This is a genomic window from Desulfosarcina cetonica JCM 12296, from assembly GCF_001311845.1.
Classification (GTDB): Bacteria; Desulfobacterota; Desulfobacteria; order Desulfobacterales; family Desulfosarcinaceae; genus Desulfosarcina; species Desulfosarcina cetonica.
Window position 1 is genome coordinate 1 of record NZ_BBCC01000143.1, and the last position, 17373, is coordinate 17373.

Here is a 17373-nt window from a genome sequence, read left to right on the forward strand (position 1 = left end):
CTTGCGGGTGATCATGGCCGCCGGGAAGTTCCACGGGGTGATCGCGGCGCAGACGCCCACGGGCTGGCGGATGACCAAAATACGCTGATCCGCGGCGGCGGCGGGAATGGTGTCGCCGTAAACCCGTTTGGCTTCCTCGGCAAACCACTGCACAAAGGATGCGGCATAGGCGATTTCACCCCGGGCCTCGGTCAGGGGTTTGCCCTGCTCGGTGGTGAGGATCACGGCCAGATCCTCCTGGTGGGCCATCATCAGGTCGTACCATTTCAGCAGAAGGACCGCGCGCTGCTTGGCCGGCAGATTTCGCCAATCGCTGAAGGCGCGGGCGGCTGCCTCAATGGCCATGCGCGTTTCCAAGGCCGACAGCGAGGGTACGCTGCCCACCACCCTGCCGTCGGCCGGGTTGGTGACGCTGATCGTGCTGCCCGATGGGGCCGCGATCCACTGCCCGTCCACCCACGCCTGTTGGCGCAACAAGCCACTGTCGCTAAGTGTTTTCATCGTTTCTGGACTCCCTTGGGTTGTATTGTATTAATATAAGCATAATGGCTAAAGATAATCGAGTCGCTCTCCTTGGCAAGCGGACGGCAACGGCCCGCGCGGGTGCGCCGCTTCCGGCAGGCGGGCCTATTTCAGGAAAAAGCCCTTTTTTCCAGGAATGCCTTCATGTGCGGCCGGATGATGCGGCTGTTGAACTCGGCCATCTGAGCGGTCCAGGTCTCGTCCCGCAGGTTGCTGTTGCGATGGAGGTAGTAGTGGTTGGTGACCCGGTCATAGGCCTCGAGGCACTGGCGATCGTGGTTTTCGGGATAGCGATCGGTCACCAGCACGGCCTTCACCGGCAGGCGCGGCTTGGGGGGCGGGTCGTGGGCCGGCCAACCCAGGCACATGCCGAAGACCGGGTAGGCCTGATCGGGGATTTCCAGGAGATTGCAGACCGTTTGGGGATCGTTGCGGATGCCACCGATAAAGACCCCGCCCATGCCTAGGGATTCGGCGGCCAGGAGGACATTCTGGGCCAACAGGGCCGCATCTACGGTGGCGGTGACGAACTGCTCGGCCCAGCCGGTTTGCATGGTGGCGGCGTGCATGTCGCAGGCGGTTTCCAGTCGGCTGAGGTCGGCGCAGAATACGAGAAAGACCGGGGCTTTCTCCACCCACGCCTGGGGTCCGGCCAACTGGGCGATCGCCTTGCGCTTGGCCGCGTCCCTGACCTGAATCACCGTGTAGGCCTGAACAAAATGGGAGGTTGCCGCGCACTGGGCCGCCGCGATGATCGTTTCCAGGGTGGCTTCATCCACCGCGCGGTCGCTGAACTTGCGGATGGAGCGATGGGCGCGCATCAGATCGATGGTGGCGTTCATGATTTACTCGCTTTCGGTTGGGGATGCGGGGTGGGCCACAGGCGCCGCCGGCGGCCGGGAGACCCCCGGCCAGGCGTTCGGCCGCCGGATCGTCCACGCTGCGCAGGTGCAGATCCGCTGGGGAAAGGGGATTTCGATATCTTCAAGGCGGAAGCGGCGGTCGATCTCGCGGATCAGGGCGCTCTGGACAATGCGGCGTTCGTTGAAATCGGCGATCCAGATCCGTAGCTGGAAATCGAGGGAACTATCGCCAAAATTGAGGAACAGCACCATGGGCGCGGGATCTTTCAGCACTTTTGGATTCTCGGTGGCCACGGCGGTGAGAATGCGGATGACCGCTTCCACATCCGAACCGTAGGCCACACCGACGGGAATGCGCAAACGCATGCTGCGATCGCCCAGGGTCCAGTTGGTCACCTGGCTTGAAATCAGATCCCCATTGGGGACGACGATTTCGGCGCGGTCGAAGGTCAGCACCGTGGTCGCGCGCAACCCCAGGTTGGTGACGCGCCCTTGCTGGCCGTCGCTGAGCTGGATCACGTCGCCGACCTTGATGGGGCGTTCAAAAAGCAGGATCAGGCCCGAGACGAAGTTGTTGACAATGGTCTGCATGCCAAAGCCGATGCCGACACCCAGGCACCGCCGATGATGGTGATGTTCTTCAGTTCGAAGCCCATGCTCGACAAGGCGATGAGAAAACCCACCAGCACCAGGGCGTAATGCATCAGGCGCACGATGGAGAGCCGTGCGCCGGTGGCCTCCATCTGGCCCCGGCTGAGTACGTTTTCCATCAGGAGCCCCTGCAAAAACCAGGAGAGAACGAAGGCGCCGTAGAGGATGATGCCGGCCAAGAGAACGAGGCCCACGGTGATCTGGCCGCCATCGGTGGTAAAGCCGAAGGCGAGGATATCGTGAATGGCATCCACCGGAATGGCGTAGATTTTCCAGGCCACCAGCAGGTTGGCGGCGACGAAGAAGCCGATCAGCACGTTGGTCACCCAGACGGCCCGGGCAAGAATGATGTTGGCGCTTTTGCGCAGAAAGGTCAAATGGCCCATGGGAAACCACTCGGCGGCCAGTTCGAGCATGACCCGGGCCAACCGGACGATGACCCATCCCATGATCAGCAACATGGCCGTGCGGATGGCGCTGTCCATGAGTTGTGCCGAGAAGCCGCCCAATCCGATGGTGTCGGCCAGCGTGATGACCACAAATACCAAGGTGACCAGTCGCAGCATCCAGAGGTGCCACATGGGCGTCCCCTCAATTCGTCGTTTGCGCGTCCGCCAACCGTAGTAAACGGCTCCCGACACGGTCCACACCAGGATGAAAAGTCGTAAAAGGGCCAGTGGCACCCCCAGGATCAGCAGCAATTGAAAGCAGATCATCACCGCCACCAGAATGTAGATGGCCCGTTTGATCCAGGCTTCCCGTACGAAGGCGGTCATCAGGCGAGCCGTCGCCACGCCGGCCAGGGTCTGGATCAACATCCGCCAGAGGGTTGGCGGTGAACCGTAAAGGAAGGTCAGGCTGAACACCGGGACCAGCAGTGCCACGGAAATGGTTCGTTTGCCAAGAAAGTAGCGACCGGGATGGCTGAGCAGTTTTGAACGATGCTGTCTCAACAAGCCCAGCAGGCCGGCAAAAACGATGGCCTGCAAAACGATGACCCACCCTTTGTCCTTGAAAAAGCCGGAGAGGTTGAACGGCAACGGCCTGACGAGTTTGCCGGGGTCGTGGAGCAGGTCGATCAGCTGTCGCAGGTAGGCCAGGGAGAAGATGACCGGCGTATCGCTACGCAGGCTGCCGCCGCGTTGTTGGCTCATGATGGTATCCACGCGGTCCTGCAGGGTGTCGATACGGGCCTTGATATCGCCGGCTTTCTGTTGCACGGTGAGCATGGGCTCGAGCTTGTCGGTCAACAGGGCCAAGGCCTCGTTGATATCGCTGCCGGCCCGGGAAAAAGCCTCCTTCACGCTCTCCAGGGAGAGATCGGCGGCCAGTTGCTCGCGCCACCGGTGCCAGCGGTTCTTTTCGTCGGTCCACGCGCGGCGGTCCGTTTCCACCTCCTTGATCGTGCCGTTGAGGGCGGTCGAGACCTGGTCGACCGTATCGTTAAGCTCACGCAGCGCGCCTTTTATCCCGGCCAACTGCTGATAACTCTGCAGGTCGTCAGATTTGAAGTTTTCCAATTGGGATTCGAACTGGCCGGTCCGCTTTTTCGCCGTGCCGAGCTGCTCGTCCAGCTTTTTGAGGCCGTCGATGGTGGCGATTTTGGTTTTCAGCGTCGTCAGCCGCTGGGACAGGCTGCCGGCCTGGTAAACGACCGCTGAAAGGCTGATCGGTTCGGGCGCGGGTGCCGGCGGCGCGCTTTTCCCGGTGGTGGCGTTTTCCTGGCCGCGGGCCGGCTCCGCAGCGGGTCCGTAAACGATCCCCAGGATCAGCAGACAGCCGATAATCGGCATCCATATCCGTTTGGTAATGGTCATAATCCGTGTCATCCTGCGTTGATGGTCGATGTAGCATTCAAGATAATGTTTTTGGGCTGCGTTATCGGTCGTCGCGGTATTGGTTATACCGCTTCCTCCTTTTGGCCTTACCAAAAACATTATCTTAAATACGATAGCATCGTGGTGTGATCCGTTTCAGATTCGGGGGCGAATCATATATCAGGCGGCTGGCGGAATCAATGCCGTGGAGGCCATGCCACTGGGCAATCGGACTCACCTATCGGCGGTGGCATTCAAATAGAGGTGGGAAAGGATTATTTGCGATAAACTTCACGTCGGTGGGCCATGCGAACTACCAAAACCAATAATCGATCGTCTTCGATTCTGCAAACAATTCGATAGTCTCCAACGCGGTAGCGCCAGAATTGACTCAATACCCCTCTAAGGGCTTTCCCCAAGCTACGAGGATTCTCAGAGGACGCAATTCTTTCGCGTAAATATTGAACAATGCGCTTTGCGGACGGACGGTCGATTTTAGTCAGCTGCTTTTCAGCTTCCGGTGTGAATTCAATCCGCCAAGCCAAGGTCGCGCTCTACTTGCTCAAGAGGTTTGGCCGATTTGCCGCTTTTAAGAAAGTTTTCATATGCGGTCTCGGCGAGATACGCGTCTTCCATGTCCTCTATGACTCTTTCCAGGGCCTCACGCACATAAAAACTTTTTGGCCGTTTTGTTGCCAGTGCAAGCGCATTTAATCTTTTTTCTAAATTTTCAGGTAGTCTTACCGTAAGCATATATCCTTGCCTTCGAATAGATCGTATATTTGTAATACAGGTATTACAAATATATTGCGGTGTCAATGCAGAGGTTTGGTATCTGTATCGAAGCTTTCGCAAATCTGGGTTGAATGGATCGTGGCTATCTGTAATCCGGAAGGGCTGACATCGCTATCCCAGAATTTCGAATAGGGTAACGCATAAAATCATCTCCCCCTGATTCTTGTCCCTGATTCCCACAGCGGTCACCCACCATGCGTTACCTGGGAATTACCGATAAGGAGATCGGTAAAAAGGTGCTGTTGAATGACATCGGATTGATTTCGACAACCATCAAGAGTATGATTAAATCATACTTAAACAGAGGCTTGATTATGCAAACAGAAAAAGCAGAACGAATCACCATCACTTTGCCGCCGGACATGTTAGCATCGATTAAAGAGAAAGTCCGCTCTGGTAATTATAGTTCGACCAGTGAAGTTATCAGGGAGGCCATGCGGCTATGGCAACAAAAGGACGAAGAACGGCAGGTAAGGCTTGCCTTAATCCGTGAACGATTGACACGGTCAACGCGAAGCGGTGAACCGGTTCCACTCGATGCGGCTTTCAAACAAATCGAAAAGCAGCACAATACAAGAATGGAACAGGAAGCTGATGAAGAAATATGACGTCTATAGATGAGATTGTTTTTCCGGTCGGGTTCATAAAGCCGGGAAAAAGGCGGCGTTCATTTGCGGACGCCGCCTTTTCGGGTCTTATAAGAAGGCCGCTATCTATCAGCCGGCGAGATACTTTTCAATCTTTTCAAAATAGCCATCTATGGCGGTCTTGAAACTGCCAATATTGCTTTTCTCCTCTTGATTTTGCATTGCAATAATTAACGCGCAAACTGTTTATAGCTTAATAATAAGCGTATTGATCTGGGCTGTCAATGAAAAAATTGTGCACTGCACAATTTTTGCGGGTGGGGGATAAGACACTGACGAAAAACGATGTGGCGGAACGGGTGGCGGCCGGCACCGGCTGGGGTCCCTAATATTTGTCTAACAAAAGAAATTTATAGGATTGTCGCTTGGTTGTAAAACTGCCTGTCATGGAGAAGATATGTCAGCAAAATCAAAAGTCCTTTTCATTTGCCAGCATAACAGCGGACGTAGTCAGATTGCCGAAGCTTATCTTAAAGAATTTTATGGCGACCATTTTGAAATCTGCAGTGCGGGTTTAGCGCCCGCCAACGAAATCAACCCCTTGGTTATCGACGTCATGGCAGAAGTGGGCATTGATTTGAAGGGGAAAAAGCCCCAGAGTGTTTTTGAATTGTTCAAGCAAGGCAACCTCTATGATCATGTCATTACCGTCTGTCATGATTCGGAGTCAAAATGCCCTATTTTCCCGGGGATTACAAAACGATGGCACTGGCCATTTCCGGATCCCGCTGCCGTTGAGGGAAGCGAATCCGAAAAATTAGAGGCGGTTCGAAAAATACGAGATCTCATCAAGGAATGGCTAATGGATCCACCCGATGGCACCATAAACTTTAACGCCTTGATAACATAACAAGATCTGTTGGCTCTTCCGGGAGCGTGGTGCGACGGGATCTTTCGTCGATCTACTCGGTCAGCCCCATCTTCCGCTTCAGTGCCAAAAGGTCCTCGTTGGGTGCGGACGCCGATTTCTGGGCAAGCAGCCGGTCCGCCGCATCCATGTCGGACGGCCGGTCGGCAATTTCTCCAAAGGCCTGGGCCGTGGATTCGTCCTCGTCAACCTTCTGCTTCATTCTTTCCAGCATGGCAATGGTACCGGAGGGATCGACACCGGCCAGTTGTCGATTGATCTTCTTCATCGAGTCGGCCGTCTTGGCCCGGGCCTTGAGCGTTATCAGTTCGTTCTCGAACGTCTTGATCTTGTGTTCGAGATCGTCCACCTGGGCTTGCAGCCGTTCGGCCAACTTTTTCTGGGTGTTGTAGTCGGCCAGCGCTCTTTCGGCGTTGGTTTCCGCAGCTTTTTTTTGATCGAGCATCTTCATTGCCAGTTGTTCGGCCTGCGCCTTGTCGATTTCCCCTTTTTCCGCTGCGCTGACGAGCGCCATGCTTTCTTCTCGCAGGTCTGCGCCTCTGCTTCATAGCCGTTTTTCTGGCGGTCGAGGCGGATTACCAGTGCCCGCACTTCGCCCAGGCTCTTGATCGCCGCCTGCAGGTTGGTTTTCAGGTCCCGAATGCCCTGTTCCGTCATTCGGATGGGATCTTCCAGTTTGTCGACGGCTGCGTTTGCTTCAGCCTGCCCGATCTTAAAGAGTCGTGTCAGTAAACCCATCGTTCATCTCCCTTCGCGTATGGCTGCGCGGTTGCGATTGCTGAGGCGTACAAGGTCGTCGCCATATTCGGCCAATGCCAGTTCCAGGGCCTTGATGGACCCCTCCAGTTCGTTGCGATCCAGATTGGCGAGTTGGAGCGTGTCTCTCCAGAGGATCGTTTCCTGCTCGGGATCCAGCACGAAAGCGCCATGGATCAGGTAGCGGTTCATTTTCAGAAGTTCGAAAAAGCAGGTTTCGCGATCCGCGGGCACGGCCATGATCGGCTGTTCCATCACCAGGATTGGCTCCTCGCAATCGATGACCAGGTGATGAATGCCCAGATCCGGGTTGTCCGCCACAACCAGCTCCTCCTCCGGATTCTCCGAGGTTATCTCGATGCCCATGTCGAGAAGGAAGCCTTTCACCTTTTCAAAAGTTGTCTGCATCGTATGTTCTCCTGTTTACGGAAACTGCGTCTATTTTTTGAAGACCCGCACGTCGGAGGGGGCCATCGAGCAGCCCAGCATCATCTGGATATACCCCCCATGGGGATCCCCCTCGCCGCCCAGTTCAAGGATAAGCAGTTCGGGATTGTCGGTCGGGTCGGCCGTGAGGTATTCGACGATGGTGGCCAGGGAGGGGGCCGCGCCCGGTTCGCTGGGCAGTTCGGTGCAGGTGCCGTACTGGGCGCCGAACGGTTTTACATGGTAGCGGGTCTGTGTCGCCGGGCCCTGGTTGCCGGGCCCCTGATCGATATCGATGCGGTCCGTGAATTTGAGGTCGTTGTATTTCGCCTGCCAGTCCGGACCCGGGTCCTCGAAAAGCCAGTACATCTCCGCGGCGATCAGGTCCGCCCGGTTGCCGGCGGGGAATTCCGGAACTTCGAAATAGATTCTGAGATCGACCGCCTGGCCGGCGATTTTAACCATGAGCCATACGTCGTCGGCGCCTTCGAGCCTTAGCAACATCCATTCGGCGAGGTCGTTCAGCGATTTGACCCGCAGGATCCGCTTGACCTCGTAGTTGAGTCCGCCGTCACCGTCCAGGCCTTGCCGCACGGCTTCCACAAGGGCCTGGGCATCGCTCAGCACCACGATGCTTCCCGGTTGGACATCACGCCAGAAATCCGGGTTCAATACTTCTGCCATCTCGTTATCTCCTGTTCTGCAAGGGGCCGGCGTAGGCCCGGCCCGGCCGCGGGCGGCATCGGCTCAGAAGTTCCTTCTGATAGTGAACAGCCGCGAGGCGGCGTAAACAATCAACGCCAGGAACAGCAGGGCGCCCATGGTGCTGGAGAATCCCCAGCCGCCATTGGATGACGACAGCAGTGTCGCGCCATAATAGTATCCCTGGTTGCGCATGAGCGTGTTCGTCATGAGCGCATCACCCAGGACGCTGTAAAGCACCCAACGGCCCAGGGACGGGTTGTAATAGCCGTATCCGCCGAGTCCGGGCCGGTATTCCACCGGGTATCGGGATCCATTCGGGCCGGTGGTGTAGGGGGGGATATACGCCGGCCGGCTGGCTGGCCGGGAACTGAAGTGGTTCTGGAAGTTTCTCCGGTTTTTTGCTCGAATGCCTTCAGCGCCGCCCCTCGGTTCGAGAAGGCGGTTCCGCGGGTTCTGGCTCGCTCGAAAAGCGCCTTGTCCGCCTTGCTCATTGTCGCTCCGCCGGTACCGAGGCCGAACCGGGAAGAACTTCCCCATGCGGAAAAGCCGCGCCGTCCCGAAGTTCTCAACCCGGATGATCGACTTGCCCCACCCCAGGAAAACCCTCTCGAAAAAAGAGAAGACCCACTCCGCGAGGGCATATGGAAGCGACTGCCGCCGCCAAAGGATCGGATGCCGCCGCCGAAGCCCCGGGCAAAGCCCGGGCTGCCGGACAGGGCGACAAAAATCAGCGGCACCAAGAGAAGGATGATGGCCTTGGCGAATTTTCCTGGTCTGACAAACATGGGCGACTCCTAGAAGGCCAGCAGTATGGCAATGGCTGAAAATGTGGCGGCAACCACGGCGGCCGCCGCCATGTTACCGTCCCTGGCGATTTCTTGATCCAGCGGCGAGGCGGGCAGCAGTACCTTGTCGGCGGCGTAGCGCCCCGTGCAAAGAAGGACGGTTCCGAGGGTTGCGTAGACCGCCACGGTTACCAATTCGCCCAGAATGTCGCTCGACGCGCCGGCCAGGGCCAGCCTGGCCACGGCCCCCTGGGCGGCCAGAAAGAAACCGAAACAGATGCCGGCGGCGACGTTGTCTTCCTCGATCACCGCCTGCACGTCATAATGGGAAATGAGCTGAAAGACCCGACCGCCGATGATCAGGATGATCTGGCCCACCACCCAGTAGATGATGACGTCCCGCAGCATGAGCAGTACCGATGCGCTTTCACCGGTCAAGATGCCGTTGATCATCAGCCCGGTGGCGAGAAAACTGCCGAGGTAGACGAAAGCGGTGCCGGCATTGCGGTCGTCGATGATTTCTTTCTTGTCGTCGAACCGGTAGAGGATAAAGCGATCGTTCACGAACGTGCCGAGTCGCATCAGTACGATGGCCACCAGCGAGTTGATGGCGATGCCGATCAGGGCGTTGGCGGGATCTGTGCCGACCCCGGAAAGCGTCCCGGTCAGGGCGATGGTCAGCCCGACGATATAGCCGGCAAAGTAAATGCCGAAGGCCGGGTTGTCACGATCGGTGAGTTCCTTGTCAAAATCAAAGGGTTCACCACTGGCGCGGGTGTACCGCAAGGTTTTCCTGAACAGCAGGATCCCCAGCAACAGCAGGAGAAGCAGGATGGCGAAGTAGGGCATCCTGGCAAAAAAGTGAGCAAATGGTTGTTGCAGTGTCTGCATGGTTGACTCCGTCAAATTGTCGCTTTCATTGGTTTCTCCTTTGATTTACGCGCGTTTTATTGTTCTATATCCTTTTTCATGGCCTCGTACTGGTCCCTGTCGAGCTCCCCACTGGCGTAGCGTCGCTTCAGCACATCCATCGCATTGGGCGGTGGCGGGAGCTGACCGCGGGAAGAGGATTGACCAGAGAAGACGCCCGAGACCGCCAGGACGATGGCGGCAATAATCACCACCCAAAAAAGAAGCATGAAAATTCCCATGTATCCACCTCCGTAGCCGCCCATCATCGATTGGTACGGCATATACCATCCACCACCGCCATAGCCGAACCAGCGGTGCTGATCGTAGAGAAACCAGATAGCGCCAACAATGAGGGCTACGGAGATGCCCAGACTCATCAGTGTGCTCGTTTTTCTGTTCATTGAATTTCTCCCTTAAACACGCTCACACGGTGTCAGGGGCGGCACGTGACGGCCGCCCCGCCAACCGGATGTAATGTTTACCTGCCATCGTCGTCCGGTAAAATCTTACGGAGTTCAAGCTGATGTTGCAGGATTTTCTGATCCAATTCGCTTCGCAGTTTGGAAATCTCATTCTGCAGTTTGAGTGCCTTGGCCTGGTCGGGGTTTGGGCTGTTCAACTCGCGGTTCAAGGCGAACTGCTTGCTATAGATCTCCTGGTGCAGGTCGCTCGTTGCATTGTAAAATTGTTCTTGTGAGGCTTGGTATTTGTCGGCCTGTTCCGGTGACAGATTGCGCCAATGATTGCCACCATTGGCGTAAGGTCCGTAGCCGGGCCCCATCATGTAGCCGCCATAGCCGTACCCCATCATTCCGGGTCCCATCCCATAGCCGCCATAGCCACCCCCCATCATTCCGGTCCCATCCCATACCCAGCATAACCGCCTCCCATCATGCCCGGTCCCATCATATGGCCGCCATACCCGCCCCCATACCCGCCATGGGCGAAAGCGATGCCAGCCGTGGCGACAACAAAGGCGATGGCAAGGATAACGATGCCCGATCGGTTCTTTTTCATGTTCATGGCGCTAACTCCTTTAATTGTGGTAAATGGATCGCGCCGCAGTCAGCGGCACTGCTCTACTGCCACGATCCCCTATCAAGCCGCATGCCATGACGAGAAGAACAAACTGTAATGAACGATAACAACCTGTTTTATTTAGATATATTTTATTTGTGAAGAATGAGCGGAGGTAGATCCACCGTGAATGGTGGAAGAACGGGTGTGTAAAAACAACTCAGTTGGGTAGGGGGTTTTTCGGTGGGCGAGTAAAAAATACCCACCACCGTTAAGGCAATGGGCCGCGGGGAGCTATTCGATGTTGTAGCGCTTCAGTTTGTTGTGCAGTGTCTTGCGCGTGATGCCCAGCCGGCGGGCGGCCTCGCTCTTGTTGCCGTCCGTTGCCGCCAGCGTCGCCAGGATGGCTTCCTTCTCGATGGCCTCCAAGGACCGGGTGCCATTGATGGCAGATGCTGCCGTGAGGTCTTGGCCGCCGTCGCTGTTGACCATATTCAGCGGCAGCTGCTTTTCGGTAATGTGATCGCCGGTCAGCAGGATCACCGCCCGCTCGACCGCATTTTCCAGTTCCCTGACATTTCCCGGCCAATCGTACTTGAGAAGCATATCCATGGCCATGGGGGAGAACCCTTTCACCGATTTGCGGTTCTTGTCGGCATACTTTTTCAGGAAATGATCGGCCAGCAGGGGGATGTCTTCGCGGCGTTCGCGCAGGGGCGGCACGTCGACCGGCATGACATTCAGCCGGTAAAAAAGATCTTCCCGGAAGCGGCCCTCGGCCACTTCGATGGCCAGGTTGCGGTGGGTGGCGGTAACAATGCGCACGTCCACCTGGATGACCTCCTCGCCGCCCACCCGCTGGATCTCCTTCTGCTGAAGCACGCGCAGGAGCTTGGCCTGCATGGCCGGCGATGTCTCCCCGATTTCATCCAGGAATATCGTGCCGTGATGGGCCTGCATGAAAAGCCCCTCGCGTCGTTTGTCGGCGCCGGTGAAGGCGCCTTTTTCATGGCCGAAGAGTTCGGATTCCAGCAGGGTTTCGCTCAAGGCGGCGCAGTTGACGATGACCAGGGCGTGGTCCCTGCGGGGGCTGTTGCGGTGCAGGGACCGGGCGATCAGCTCCTTGCCCGTGCCGCTCTCCCCGTTGATCAGCACCGTGGCGTCCGAGGGCGCGACCATGGCCAGCATGTCCATCAGGGCCTTCATCGCCTGACTGTGGCCGATGATGTTGGGGGCGTCCAGGTCGCCGCCCAGCTGTTCGCGCAGCCGTTCGTTTTCTGCCTTGAGTCCGGCGTGTTCCCCGGCGCGTTGGATGGTCAGTTTGAGGAGATCGAAATCCAGCGGCTTGACCAGGTAGTCGTAGGCGCCCTTTTTCAGCGCATCGATGGCCGACGCCACGGACGAATAGGCGGTCATGATAATCACCGGAATCACCGGGTTGTAGGCTTTGATCTGCGCCAGGGCTTCGATGCCGCTCACCCTGGCCATGCGGATGTCCATCAGGATCAGGTCGAACGATTCGGTCTTGACCCGGTTGATGGCCGTGTCGCCGTCGTCGGCCGTTTCGGTGGCGTACCCCCAGCTGCCGATGATGGTTTTGAGGGTGATCAGATGGCCGGGATCGTCGTCCACGATCAGGATGCGGGTCGGTCTGTCCGTCTTCATGGTCAGTCCTGTCTTCTCATGCACGGGCATCCGGGGGGCACGGAAGTTCGATCGTCATGCAGGTGCCTTTCCCGGGCCGGCTCTCGGCCCGCACATAACCGTGGTGCGCCTCGACGATTTTCTGCACGATGGCAAGCCCCAATCCGGTGCCGTTGCCCTTGGTGGTGAAGTAGGGATCGAAAATCTTGCCCAGATCCGCCGGTGCGATTCCCGCGCCGGTATCGCCGACGGCGATAACCAGGGTCCGGTCCGTTTCCTTACGGCACTGAACGCTCAGCACCCCGCCATTTTTCATGGCCTCGATGGCGTTCAGGTAGAGGTTGAGCAGGCATTGGCTGATGCGATCCGGATCGATATCCACCGGGCAGACATTGTCGGCAATTTCCAGATCGATCCGGACCTGCCGATTGGCCGCGTCCGCTTGAACCAGTTGGATGGAGCGGTCCAAGAGCGGTTTGACGTCCGTTGTCCGGGACTTGATATCGGTGGGCCGCGCAAGGTCGAGCAGCTCGGAAACGGCCCGGTTGAGCCGCTCCACCTCCTGGATCATCACCCCGGCGGCGGTCTTGGCGTCACTGTTCTCGGCGAACTGGGACGCGAAAAACGACGCCAGGCCCTTGATGGAACTCAAGGGATTGCGGATTTCATGGGCCACGCCGGCTGCCAGGCCGCCCAGGGCGGCCAATTTTTCCTGGCGTCGAATCTCGGCCTCCAGGCGCCGCACATCACGCAAGTCCCGCAAGATCAGCACCCGTCCCACGAATTCGCCGATCTCATTGGTGATGCGGGCGGTGCTGATGCTCAGCGGCACGGTCCGGCCATTGGAAAAGGTGCACTCCATTTCCTTTTCGTGGATGGCTTTCCCGCCGGCCAGCAGTGAGGTGAGATCCTGCAAGTGAGCGGGCAGGAGAACGTCCACGGCCTTGCCGATGACTTCAATGGCCGGAAGGCCGGTTATCCCTTCGGCGGCGGCATTGAAGAAGGTAATGCGTTCCCCGGCGTCGGTGGCGACAAGACCCACCGGCAGACGGGCGACCAGTTTTTCGGCGAAGGCGCTGGTGTCCTGCAGCGTGCGCCGGGTCGAGCGGTAACTGTACATCCAGAACAGGGAGACGAATCCGCCGAATCCCGCCAACAGCAGGATCACCGACATGACCACGGTCATGCGCGAATCCTCCCGCATCGCGGCTTCAAGCGGGGTGATGTCCAGGCCGGCGACGATCAACAGCTGCTGACGCTTATCCGGCGCGAACCAGTCATCCGGCGGTGCCGGCCGCATCATTCGGCGGGAATGCATCATGCGCCGCATCGGGTTGTCGTCCGACCACAGGGGGCGGAAATGGCGATGGACCTCGAACACCTGCCGGTGATTCCCCCGATCGACGATTTCCCAGTTCTCCACAAGGTCCGGCCCCAAATGGACGAGTTTGCCGCTCCTGCGAAACGGTTCGCCGATTTTTGAAGGATCGCTATCGGCGACGATGATGCCATTTTGATCCACCACCGCCATGTAAAGCACGTCGGGCAGCCGTCCGGTTTCCTCGAGCAGTCGTTGGATCTCGCGACCGCCCCACATCATGCCGGTCATGCCGGTTCGTGCGCCGGCCTCCACGGCACGAATCAGCGCCGCCCCCTTGGCGCGCATCAGGTCCGTCATGTAGCGCTGTTCCCGGCTCGTGTTCTGAACGGCGAACACAACCACGACAATCAGGAGAATGATCGTCGATCCAAGGATGATCCATGGTGACGTTTGCAGCCCGCCTTGCAGGCCGGCTGACGGTTTCGTTTTCATTGATTTCAACGACTCATGTCTGGCATCGGCCGCTGGCTTAAGAGCGCCTGAACCTCGGCAATGCTTCCGGCGGTCAAAAGTGTGCGGGCATAGGCCTGGCACGGTTCCAGGGCCAGACTGGCGATCAGCCGGCGCACGATGGGCATGAACTGGGGGTCGATACTCAACCGACGCATGCCGATGCCCAGCAGGAAGGGGATCATGGCCGTGTCATGGGCCATCTCGCCGCAGATGCTGATGGGTTTTCGATGGGCGACGGCTACCTGCACCACCCGATTCAAGGCTCGCAGCACCGAGGGGTGCTCGGGGCGGTAGTAGTTGGCCACCTGCTTGTTGGCACGATCGACGCCCAACATGTACTGCACGAAGTCGTTGGTGCCGATGGCGAAAAAATCCGCCTCGGTGGCAAATTCCGGCATGGTTTCGACCACCGCGGGCAGCTCCACCATCATGCCGATGGCCGGGTGATCGTGATGCTCCAGCCCCTCGGCGCGCAGCTGGTCGATACAGTCGTTGACCACCTGGCGTGCCTTTTTGAAATCATCCAGGGAGGAGATCAGGGGAAACATGATCGCCGGCGTCCGGCTGCCGGTGGCGGCCCTCAGGATGGCGCGGACCTGCTGCTCGAAAATATCCCGATAGGCCAGGGTGAATCGGATCGAACGCAACCCCAGCTCCGGGTTGGTTTCGATGTCCGCGTCGGCGTAGGCCGGGGTTTTCTCACCACCGATGTCCAGGGTGCGGAAGACCACCGGTTTGCCGGCCATGGACTCCACCACCCGGCGGTAGACCAGGTACTGCTCGGTCTCGGAGGGGAACGAGGGCCGAATGAGAAAGGGGAATTCGGTACGGTAGAGGCCGATGCCCGCCGCGCCCATCTGGCTGGCCAGGGGCAGCTCGGCCAAAAGGTTGATGTTGGCAAACAGATGAATTTTGGTGCCGTCCAGGGTGCGCGTGGGCCCGGTCGGTTGGGCTTCGGGCTGAACGGCCACCTGCTGGCCGGCGCGGTTGCGGGCGTCGAAACGATCGATGATCGTCTGGGATGGATCCACGTAGACGTTGCCCACGTCACCATCGATCAGGACCGGCGTGCCCTCGGAAAGGTGAACCAGGTCGGGGCACTGCACCACCACCATGGGAATTTTCAGGGATCGCGAAATGATGGACACATGGGAGGTGACACCGCCGTTGGCCAGCACGATGCCGGCCACCGACTCGGCGGCCAGTTTGAGCAGCTCCGAGGGGTAGAGTTCGCGGGCGATGACCACCTTGCCGCCGCTGTTGCCGTTCGGGTCCGTTGCCGGCGGGTTCAGGTTGCTGAGCAGGCGACCGGCCAGGTCTTCGATGTCGCTGACCTTTTCACGGATGTAGGGGTGAGGGCTTTCGCCGAACAGCCGGATGTACTGGCCGGCGATTTCCCGGATCGCCTGGGTGGCCGGCATGCCGCCTTCTATCTGTTCGATCATGCGGTCGATGAACTTAGGATCCTTGAGCATCATGAAATGGGCGGCGAAGATCAGCGAGGCGCTTTCCGGCAGTTGTTCGACACATCGCTGCTGAAGGCTTTCCAGCTGCTCGGCGGTCTGGCGGATGGCCCGGCGGAAATCGGCCATGCCGCCGCTCTCGGCTTCACCGGGAACGGCGATCAGGCGCGCGTGACTCTTGCCCCACACCGTTGCCCGGCCGAAGGCGAAGCCGCCCGAGGCGCGCTGCCCCTTGATGAAGGACGGGTTGCAGGCCGATTTCTCCGGGATACTGCACAGGCGCTGAAGGTCCATGAGCAGCCGGGCATTTTCCAGTACCGCGGCCAGCTGGGCGCCGGTGGCCTTGAGGGCCGTGACATCGGTGGTGTCGAAATAGTCCGCCTCGGTATGCTGCACGACCAGCACGCCGATCTTGACCACGCCCTTTTGAATGGGGACGGCCAGAAAGGATTCGTAGGGCAATTCACCGGTTTCCGGAAAATAGCGGAAGTTCGGGTTCTGGTTGGCGTGTCCCTCGCGGACCGGTTGGCTGTTTGCCATGACCGTGCCCACCAGGCCCTGGCCGGAAGGCATGCGCACCCGGTCGACCGATTCGGGATTGAGGCCCACGGTGGCCTTGAGCACCAGTTCATCGGCGGTTTCGTCGTACAGGTAGATGGAGCAAACCGGCGTGCCCAGGTGTTCGGAAACCAGCATTACCGTGCGCTGGAGAAAATTTTCGATATTCTCGCTGCCGGTCACCAGGGCGGAAAGATCGCTCAGGTCGCACAGCATGTTCAACAGGTCTTTGCGTTTGGCGGTCATGGGAGCATTCTGCCTTTCCCATTTGCAAGGTCGTTTTGTCGATGGCGCGCTGCCGGCTCGTGTCGGAAGGGGCCTATTGCGCGATGGCATTCCGTCGTGCGAAGAGATGCCATGTCGGATATACATTTTTGCATCTATCGTGCCGCCGTTGGATCCAGATTACCCAAACCCTACTCTGGCAAGCTGTCAATGGCACTCCTGTCGGCGGCGGTCAATAACAAAATTGCTGCTTATCGGACAAAATTAATACGTTTTTGTAAAAAAGAAACGGCGCGTACCCCGTCATCGGTCATCCGTTATCCGTCTTCGCATGCCGTTCCCGTAAGCCGGCGGCCAAGGTGTCCATCATGATGGGTAACACGGTATATGGCTTGCATTAACTTGCATGAAAGGATACGCGTAACGCAGATATCGAACTTCTAAGGAAGTCATCCGAAATCAAGGTGACTTGGTGAGCACGAATGTTTCCCCGCAAGGGGGAGGCTGCTTTTTACGAATCCGTCAAATCTGTCCAGGAAAGTGCGGTGCCTACCATGACCCCCGTTCAACATGCAAGTACCAACGGAATGTATGCCCCGGGCTTTGAACACGACAGTTGTGGCGTGGGCATGATCTGTGACCTCCACAACCGCAAGAGCCACGGCCTGATCCGCGACGCCCTGAAGATCCTGACCCACCTGACCCACCGGGGCGCCTGCGGCTGTGATGAAACCACCGGAGACGGCGCCGGCATCCTCATGCAGAAACCCCACGGTTTCCTCGAGAAGGCGGCCTGGGAAGCCCACATTCACCTGCCTGATGAGCCTGACTACGCCGCCGGCCTGGTCTTTCTACCCCATGCCACCGCGCCGCGCGAGGCTGCCG

Annotated in this window: 22 protein-coding genes; 4 read left to right on the top strand and 18 right to left on the bottom strand. The window is 58.3% G+C overall.

Annotated elements, in window-relative coordinates; genetic code table 11:
• From JCM12296_RS24450 to relB, 6 genes are all read right to left on the bottom strand, one after another.
• Positions 1 to 501 (bottom strand): aldehyde dehydrogenase family protein (locus JCM12296_RS24450; RefSeq protein WP_157067867.1); only part of this gene is annotated, 501 nt, incomplete at its 3' end.
• Positions 502 to 632: 131 nt separating this feature from the next.
• Complete coding sequence (gene nfsA, locus JCM12296_RS24455) at positions 633 to 1364, bottom strand: oxygen-insensitive NADPH nitroreductase (protein ID WP_054698863.1); 732 nt, start codon at positions 1362 to 1364, stop codon at positions 633 to 635.
• 3 nt (positions 1365 to 1367) lie between these two features.
• Positions 1368 to 1976, bottom strand: a complete 609-nt coding sequence (locus JCM12296_RS40215; RefSeq protein WP_054698864.1) for a mechanosensitive ion channel family protein — start codon at positions 1974 to 1976, stop codon at positions 1368 to 1370.
• Positions 1940 to 3853: a hypothetical protein gene (locus tag JCM12296_RS40220; RefSeq protein ID WP_054698865.1), complete on the bottom strand. Its 1914-nt coding sequence runs from the start codon at positions 3851 to 3853 to the stop codon at positions 1940 to 1942. Before JCM12296_RS40220 ends, JCM12296_RS40215 begins: the two co-directional genes overlap by 37 nt.
• 275 nt (positions 3854 to 4128) lie before the next feature.
• Positions 4129 to 4398, bottom strand: coding sequence for a type II toxin-antitoxin system RelE family toxin (locus JCM12296_RS36960; RefSeq protein ID WP_083456475.1), 270 nt, complete (start codon positions 4396 to 4398; stop codon positions 4129 to 4131).
• Entirely contained in the window at positions 4382 to 4606 is a 225-nt protein-coding gene (gene relB, locus JCM12296_RS24470; RefSeq protein WP_054698866.1) for a type II toxin-antitoxin system RelB family antitoxin, read from the bottom strand. The genes JCM12296_RS36960 and relB overlap by 17 nt, the downstream gene beginning before the upstream one ends.
• Before the next feature lie 236 nt (positions 4607 to 4842).
• Here relB and JCM12296_RS24475 point away from each other — a divergent pair, with 236 nt between their 5' ends.
• Both JCM12296_RS24475 and JCM12296_RS24480 read left to right on the top strand, forming a co-directional pair.
• A complete protein-coding gene (locus JCM12296_RS24475) occupies positions 4843 to 5256 on the top strand; it encodes a type II toxin-antitoxin system ParD family antitoxin (protein ID WP_246804825.1) in 414 nt (137 codons plus the stop codon).
• A 436-nt stretch (positions 5257 to 5692) separates the two neighbouring features.
• The gene (locus JCM12296_RS24480) at positions 5693 to 6145 is read left to right on the top strand and encodes an arsenate reductase ArsC (RefSeq protein WP_054698867.1); all 453 of its coding nucleotides are present in this window, start codon (positions 5693 to 5695) and stop codon (positions 6143 to 6145) included.
• Between the two features lie 52 nt (positions 6146 to 6197).
• Here JCM12296_RS24480 and JCM12296_RS24485 read toward each other — a convergent pair whose 3' ends face one another.
• The 5 genes from JCM12296_RS24485 to JCM12296_RS24505 all read right to left on the bottom strand — a co-directional run bounded on the left by JCM12296_RS24485 (position 6198) and on the right by JCM12296_RS24505 (position 8347).
• Entirely contained in the window at positions 6198 to 6677 is a 480-nt protein-coding gene (locus JCM12296_RS24485; RefSeq protein ID WP_083456476.1) for a PspA/IM30 family protein, read from the bottom strand.
• A complete protein-coding gene (locus tag JCM12296_RS24490; RefSeq protein ID WP_054698869.1) occupies positions 6611 to 6901 on the bottom strand; it encodes a PspA/IM30 family protein in 291 nt (96 codons plus the stop codon). The genes JCM12296_RS24485 and JCM12296_RS24490 overlap by 67 nt, the downstream gene beginning before the upstream one ends.
• A gap of 3 nt (positions 6902 to 6904) precedes the next feature.
• On the bottom strand, positions 6905 to 7327 hold the full coding sequence (locus JCM12296_RS24495) for a type III secretion system chaperone family protein (RefSeq protein ID WP_054698870.1): 423 nt from the start codon (positions 7325 to 7327) through the stop codon (positions 6905 to 6907).
• Between the two features lie 30 nt (positions 7328 to 7357).
• Positions 7358 to 8029 carry a hypothetical protein gene (locus JCM12296_RS24500; protein ID WP_054698871.1) on the bottom strand — a complete coding sequence of 224 codons (672 nt, stop codon included), beginning with the start codon at positions 8027 to 8029 and terminating at the stop codon, positions 7358 to 7360.
• A 63-nt stretch (positions 8030 to 8092) separates the two neighbouring features.
• Positions 8093 to 8347 carry a hypothetical protein gene (locus JCM12296_RS24505; RefSeq protein ID WP_054698872.1) on the bottom strand — a complete coding sequence of 85 codons (255 nt, stop codon included), beginning with the start codon at positions 8345 to 8347 and terminating at the stop codon, positions 8093 to 8095.
• Positions 8348 to 8422: 75 nt separating this feature from the next.
• On the opposite strand from JCM12296_RS24505, the gene JCM12296_RS24510 reads away from it, so the two are divergent.
• Positions 8423 to 8848, top strand: coding sequence for a hypothetical protein (locus tag JCM12296_RS24510; RefSeq protein WP_054698873.1), 426 nt, complete (start codon positions 8423 to 8425; stop codon positions 8846 to 8848).
• On the opposite strand, the gene JCM12296_RS24515 is transcribed toward JCM12296_RS24510, so the two are convergent.
• The 7 genes from JCM12296_RS24515 to ptsP form a co-directional block, all read right to left on the bottom strand.
• Positions 8845 to 9726, bottom strand: coding sequence for a DUF350 domain-containing protein (locus tag JCM12296_RS24515; RefSeq protein WP_054698874.1), 882 nt, complete (start codon positions 9724 to 9726; stop codon positions 8845 to 8847). The two genes, JCM12296_RS24510 and JCM12296_RS24515, sit on opposite strands and share 4 nt — an antisense overlap.
• Positions 9727 to 9782: 56 nt before the next feature.
• Entirely contained in the window at positions 9783 to 10148 is a 366-nt protein-coding gene (locus JCM12296_RS24520; RefSeq protein ID WP_054698875.1) for an SHOCT domain-containing protein, read from the bottom strand.
• Between the two features lie 77 nt (positions 10149 to 10225).
• A complete protein-coding gene (locus tag JCM12296_RS24525; protein WP_172684074.1) occupies positions 10226 to 10570 on the bottom strand; it encodes a Spy/CpxP family protein refolding chaperone in 345 nt (114 codons plus the stop codon).
• A 26-nt stretch (positions 10571 to 10596) separates the two neighbouring features.
• The gene (locus tag JCM12296_RS38895) at positions 10597 to 10770 is read right to left on the bottom strand and encodes a hypothetical protein (protein ID WP_157067868.1); all 174 of its coding nucleotides are present in this window, start codon (positions 10768 to 10770) and stop codon (positions 10597 to 10599) included.
• Positions 10771 to 11058: 288 nt separating this feature from the next.
• Positions 11059 to 12429 (bottom strand): sigma-54-dependent transcriptional regulator, encoded by a 1371-nt coding sequence (locus JCM12296_RS24530; RefSeq protein ID WP_054698880.1) that lies wholly within the window; start codon positions 12427 to 12429, stop codon positions 11059 to 11061.
• A 16-nt stretch (positions 12430 to 12445) separates the two neighbouring features.
• Complete coding sequence (locus JCM12296_RS24535; protein WP_054698877.1) at positions 12446 to 14221, bottom strand: ATP-binding protein; 1776 nt, start codon at positions 14219 to 14221, stop codon at positions 12446 to 12448.
• A gap of 5 nt (positions 14222 to 14226) precedes the next feature.
• Positions 14227 to 16509 (bottom strand): phosphoenolpyruvate--protein phosphotransferase, encoded by a 2283-nt coding sequence (ptsP, locus tag JCM12296_RS24540; protein ID WP_054698878.1) that lies wholly within the window; start codon positions 16507 to 16509, stop codon positions 14227 to 14229.
• A 533-nt stretch (positions 16510 to 17042) separates the two neighbouring features.
• Between ptsP and JCM12296_RS24545 the strand changes: the two genes are divergently transcribed.
• Positions 17043 to 17373: hypothetical protein (locus JCM12296_RS24545; protein WP_246804826.1), on the top strand; the 331-nt coding region annotated here is incomplete at its 3' end.

Bases quoted from the DNA above. Each gene is read 5' to 3' on its own strand.
- JCM12296_RS24530 (WP_054698880.1), bottom strand. From the start codon at position 12,429: ATGAAGACGGACAGACCGACCCGCATCCTGATCGTGGACGACGATCCC.
- JCM12296_RS24525 (WP_172684074.1), bottom strand. From the start codon at position 10,570: ATGGGACCCGGAATGATGGGGTACGGCTATGGCGGCTACATGATGGGG.
- JCM12296_RS38895 (WP_157067868.1), bottom strand. From the start codon at position 10,770: ATGAACATGAAAAAGAACCGATCGGGCATCGTTATCCTTGCCATCGCC.
- JCM12296_RS24480 (WP_054698867.1), top strand. From the start codon at position 5,693: ATGTCAGCAAAATCAAAAGTCCTTTTCATTTGCCAGCATAACAGCGGA.
- JCM12296_RS24490 (WP_054698869.1), bottom strand. From the start codon at position 6,901: ATGGGTTTACTGACACGACTCTTTAAGATCGGGCAGGCTGAAGCAAAC.
- JCM12296_RS24515 (WP_054698874.1), bottom strand. From the start codon at position 9,726: ATGCAGACACTGCAACAACCATTTGCTCACTTTTTTGCCAGGATGCCC.
- JCM12296_RS24485 (WP_083456476.1), bottom strand. From the start codon at position 6,677: ATGGCGCTCGTCAGCGCAGCGGAAAAAGGGGAAATCGACAAGGCGCAG.
- JCM12296_RS40220 (WP_054698865.1), bottom strand. From the start codon at position 3,853: ATGACCATTACCAAACGGATATGGATGCCGATTATCGGCTGTCTGCTG.
- JCM12296_RS24495 (WP_054698870.1), bottom strand. From the start codon at position 7,327: ATGCAGACAACTTTTGAAAAGGTGAAAGGCTTCCTTCTCGACATGGGC.
- nfsA (WP_054698863.1), bottom strand. From the start codon at position 1,364: ATGAACGCCACCATCGATCTGATGCGCGCCCATCGCTCCATCCGCAAG.
- JCM12296_RS24535 (WP_054698877.1), bottom strand. From the start codon at position 14,221: ATGAAAACGAAACCGTCAGCCGGCCTGCAAGGCGGGCTGCAAACGTCA.
- JCM12296_RS40215 (WP_054698864.1), bottom strand. From the start codon at position 1,976: ATGCAGACCATTGTCAACAACTTCGTCTCGGGCCTGATCCTGCTTTTT.
- JCM12296_RS24500 (WP_054698871.1), bottom strand. From the start codon at position 8,029: ATGGCAGAAGTATTGAACCCGGATTTCTGGCGTGATGTCCAACCGGGA.
- relB (WP_054698866.1), bottom strand. From the start codon at position 4,606: ATGCTTACGGTAAGACTACCTGAAAATTTAGAAAAAAGATTAAATGCG.
- ptsP (WP_054698878.1), bottom strand. From the start codon at position 16,509: ATGACCGCCAAACGCAAAGACCTGTTGAACATGCTGTGCGACCTGAGC.
- JCM12296_RS24475 (WP_246804825.1), top strand. From the start codon at position 4,843: ATGCGTTACCTGGGAATTACCGATAAGGAGATCGGTAAAAAGGTGCTG.
- JCM12296_RS24520 (WP_054698875.1), bottom strand. From the start codon at position 10,148: ATGAACAGAAAAACGAGCACACTGATGAGTCTGGGCATCTCCGTAGCC.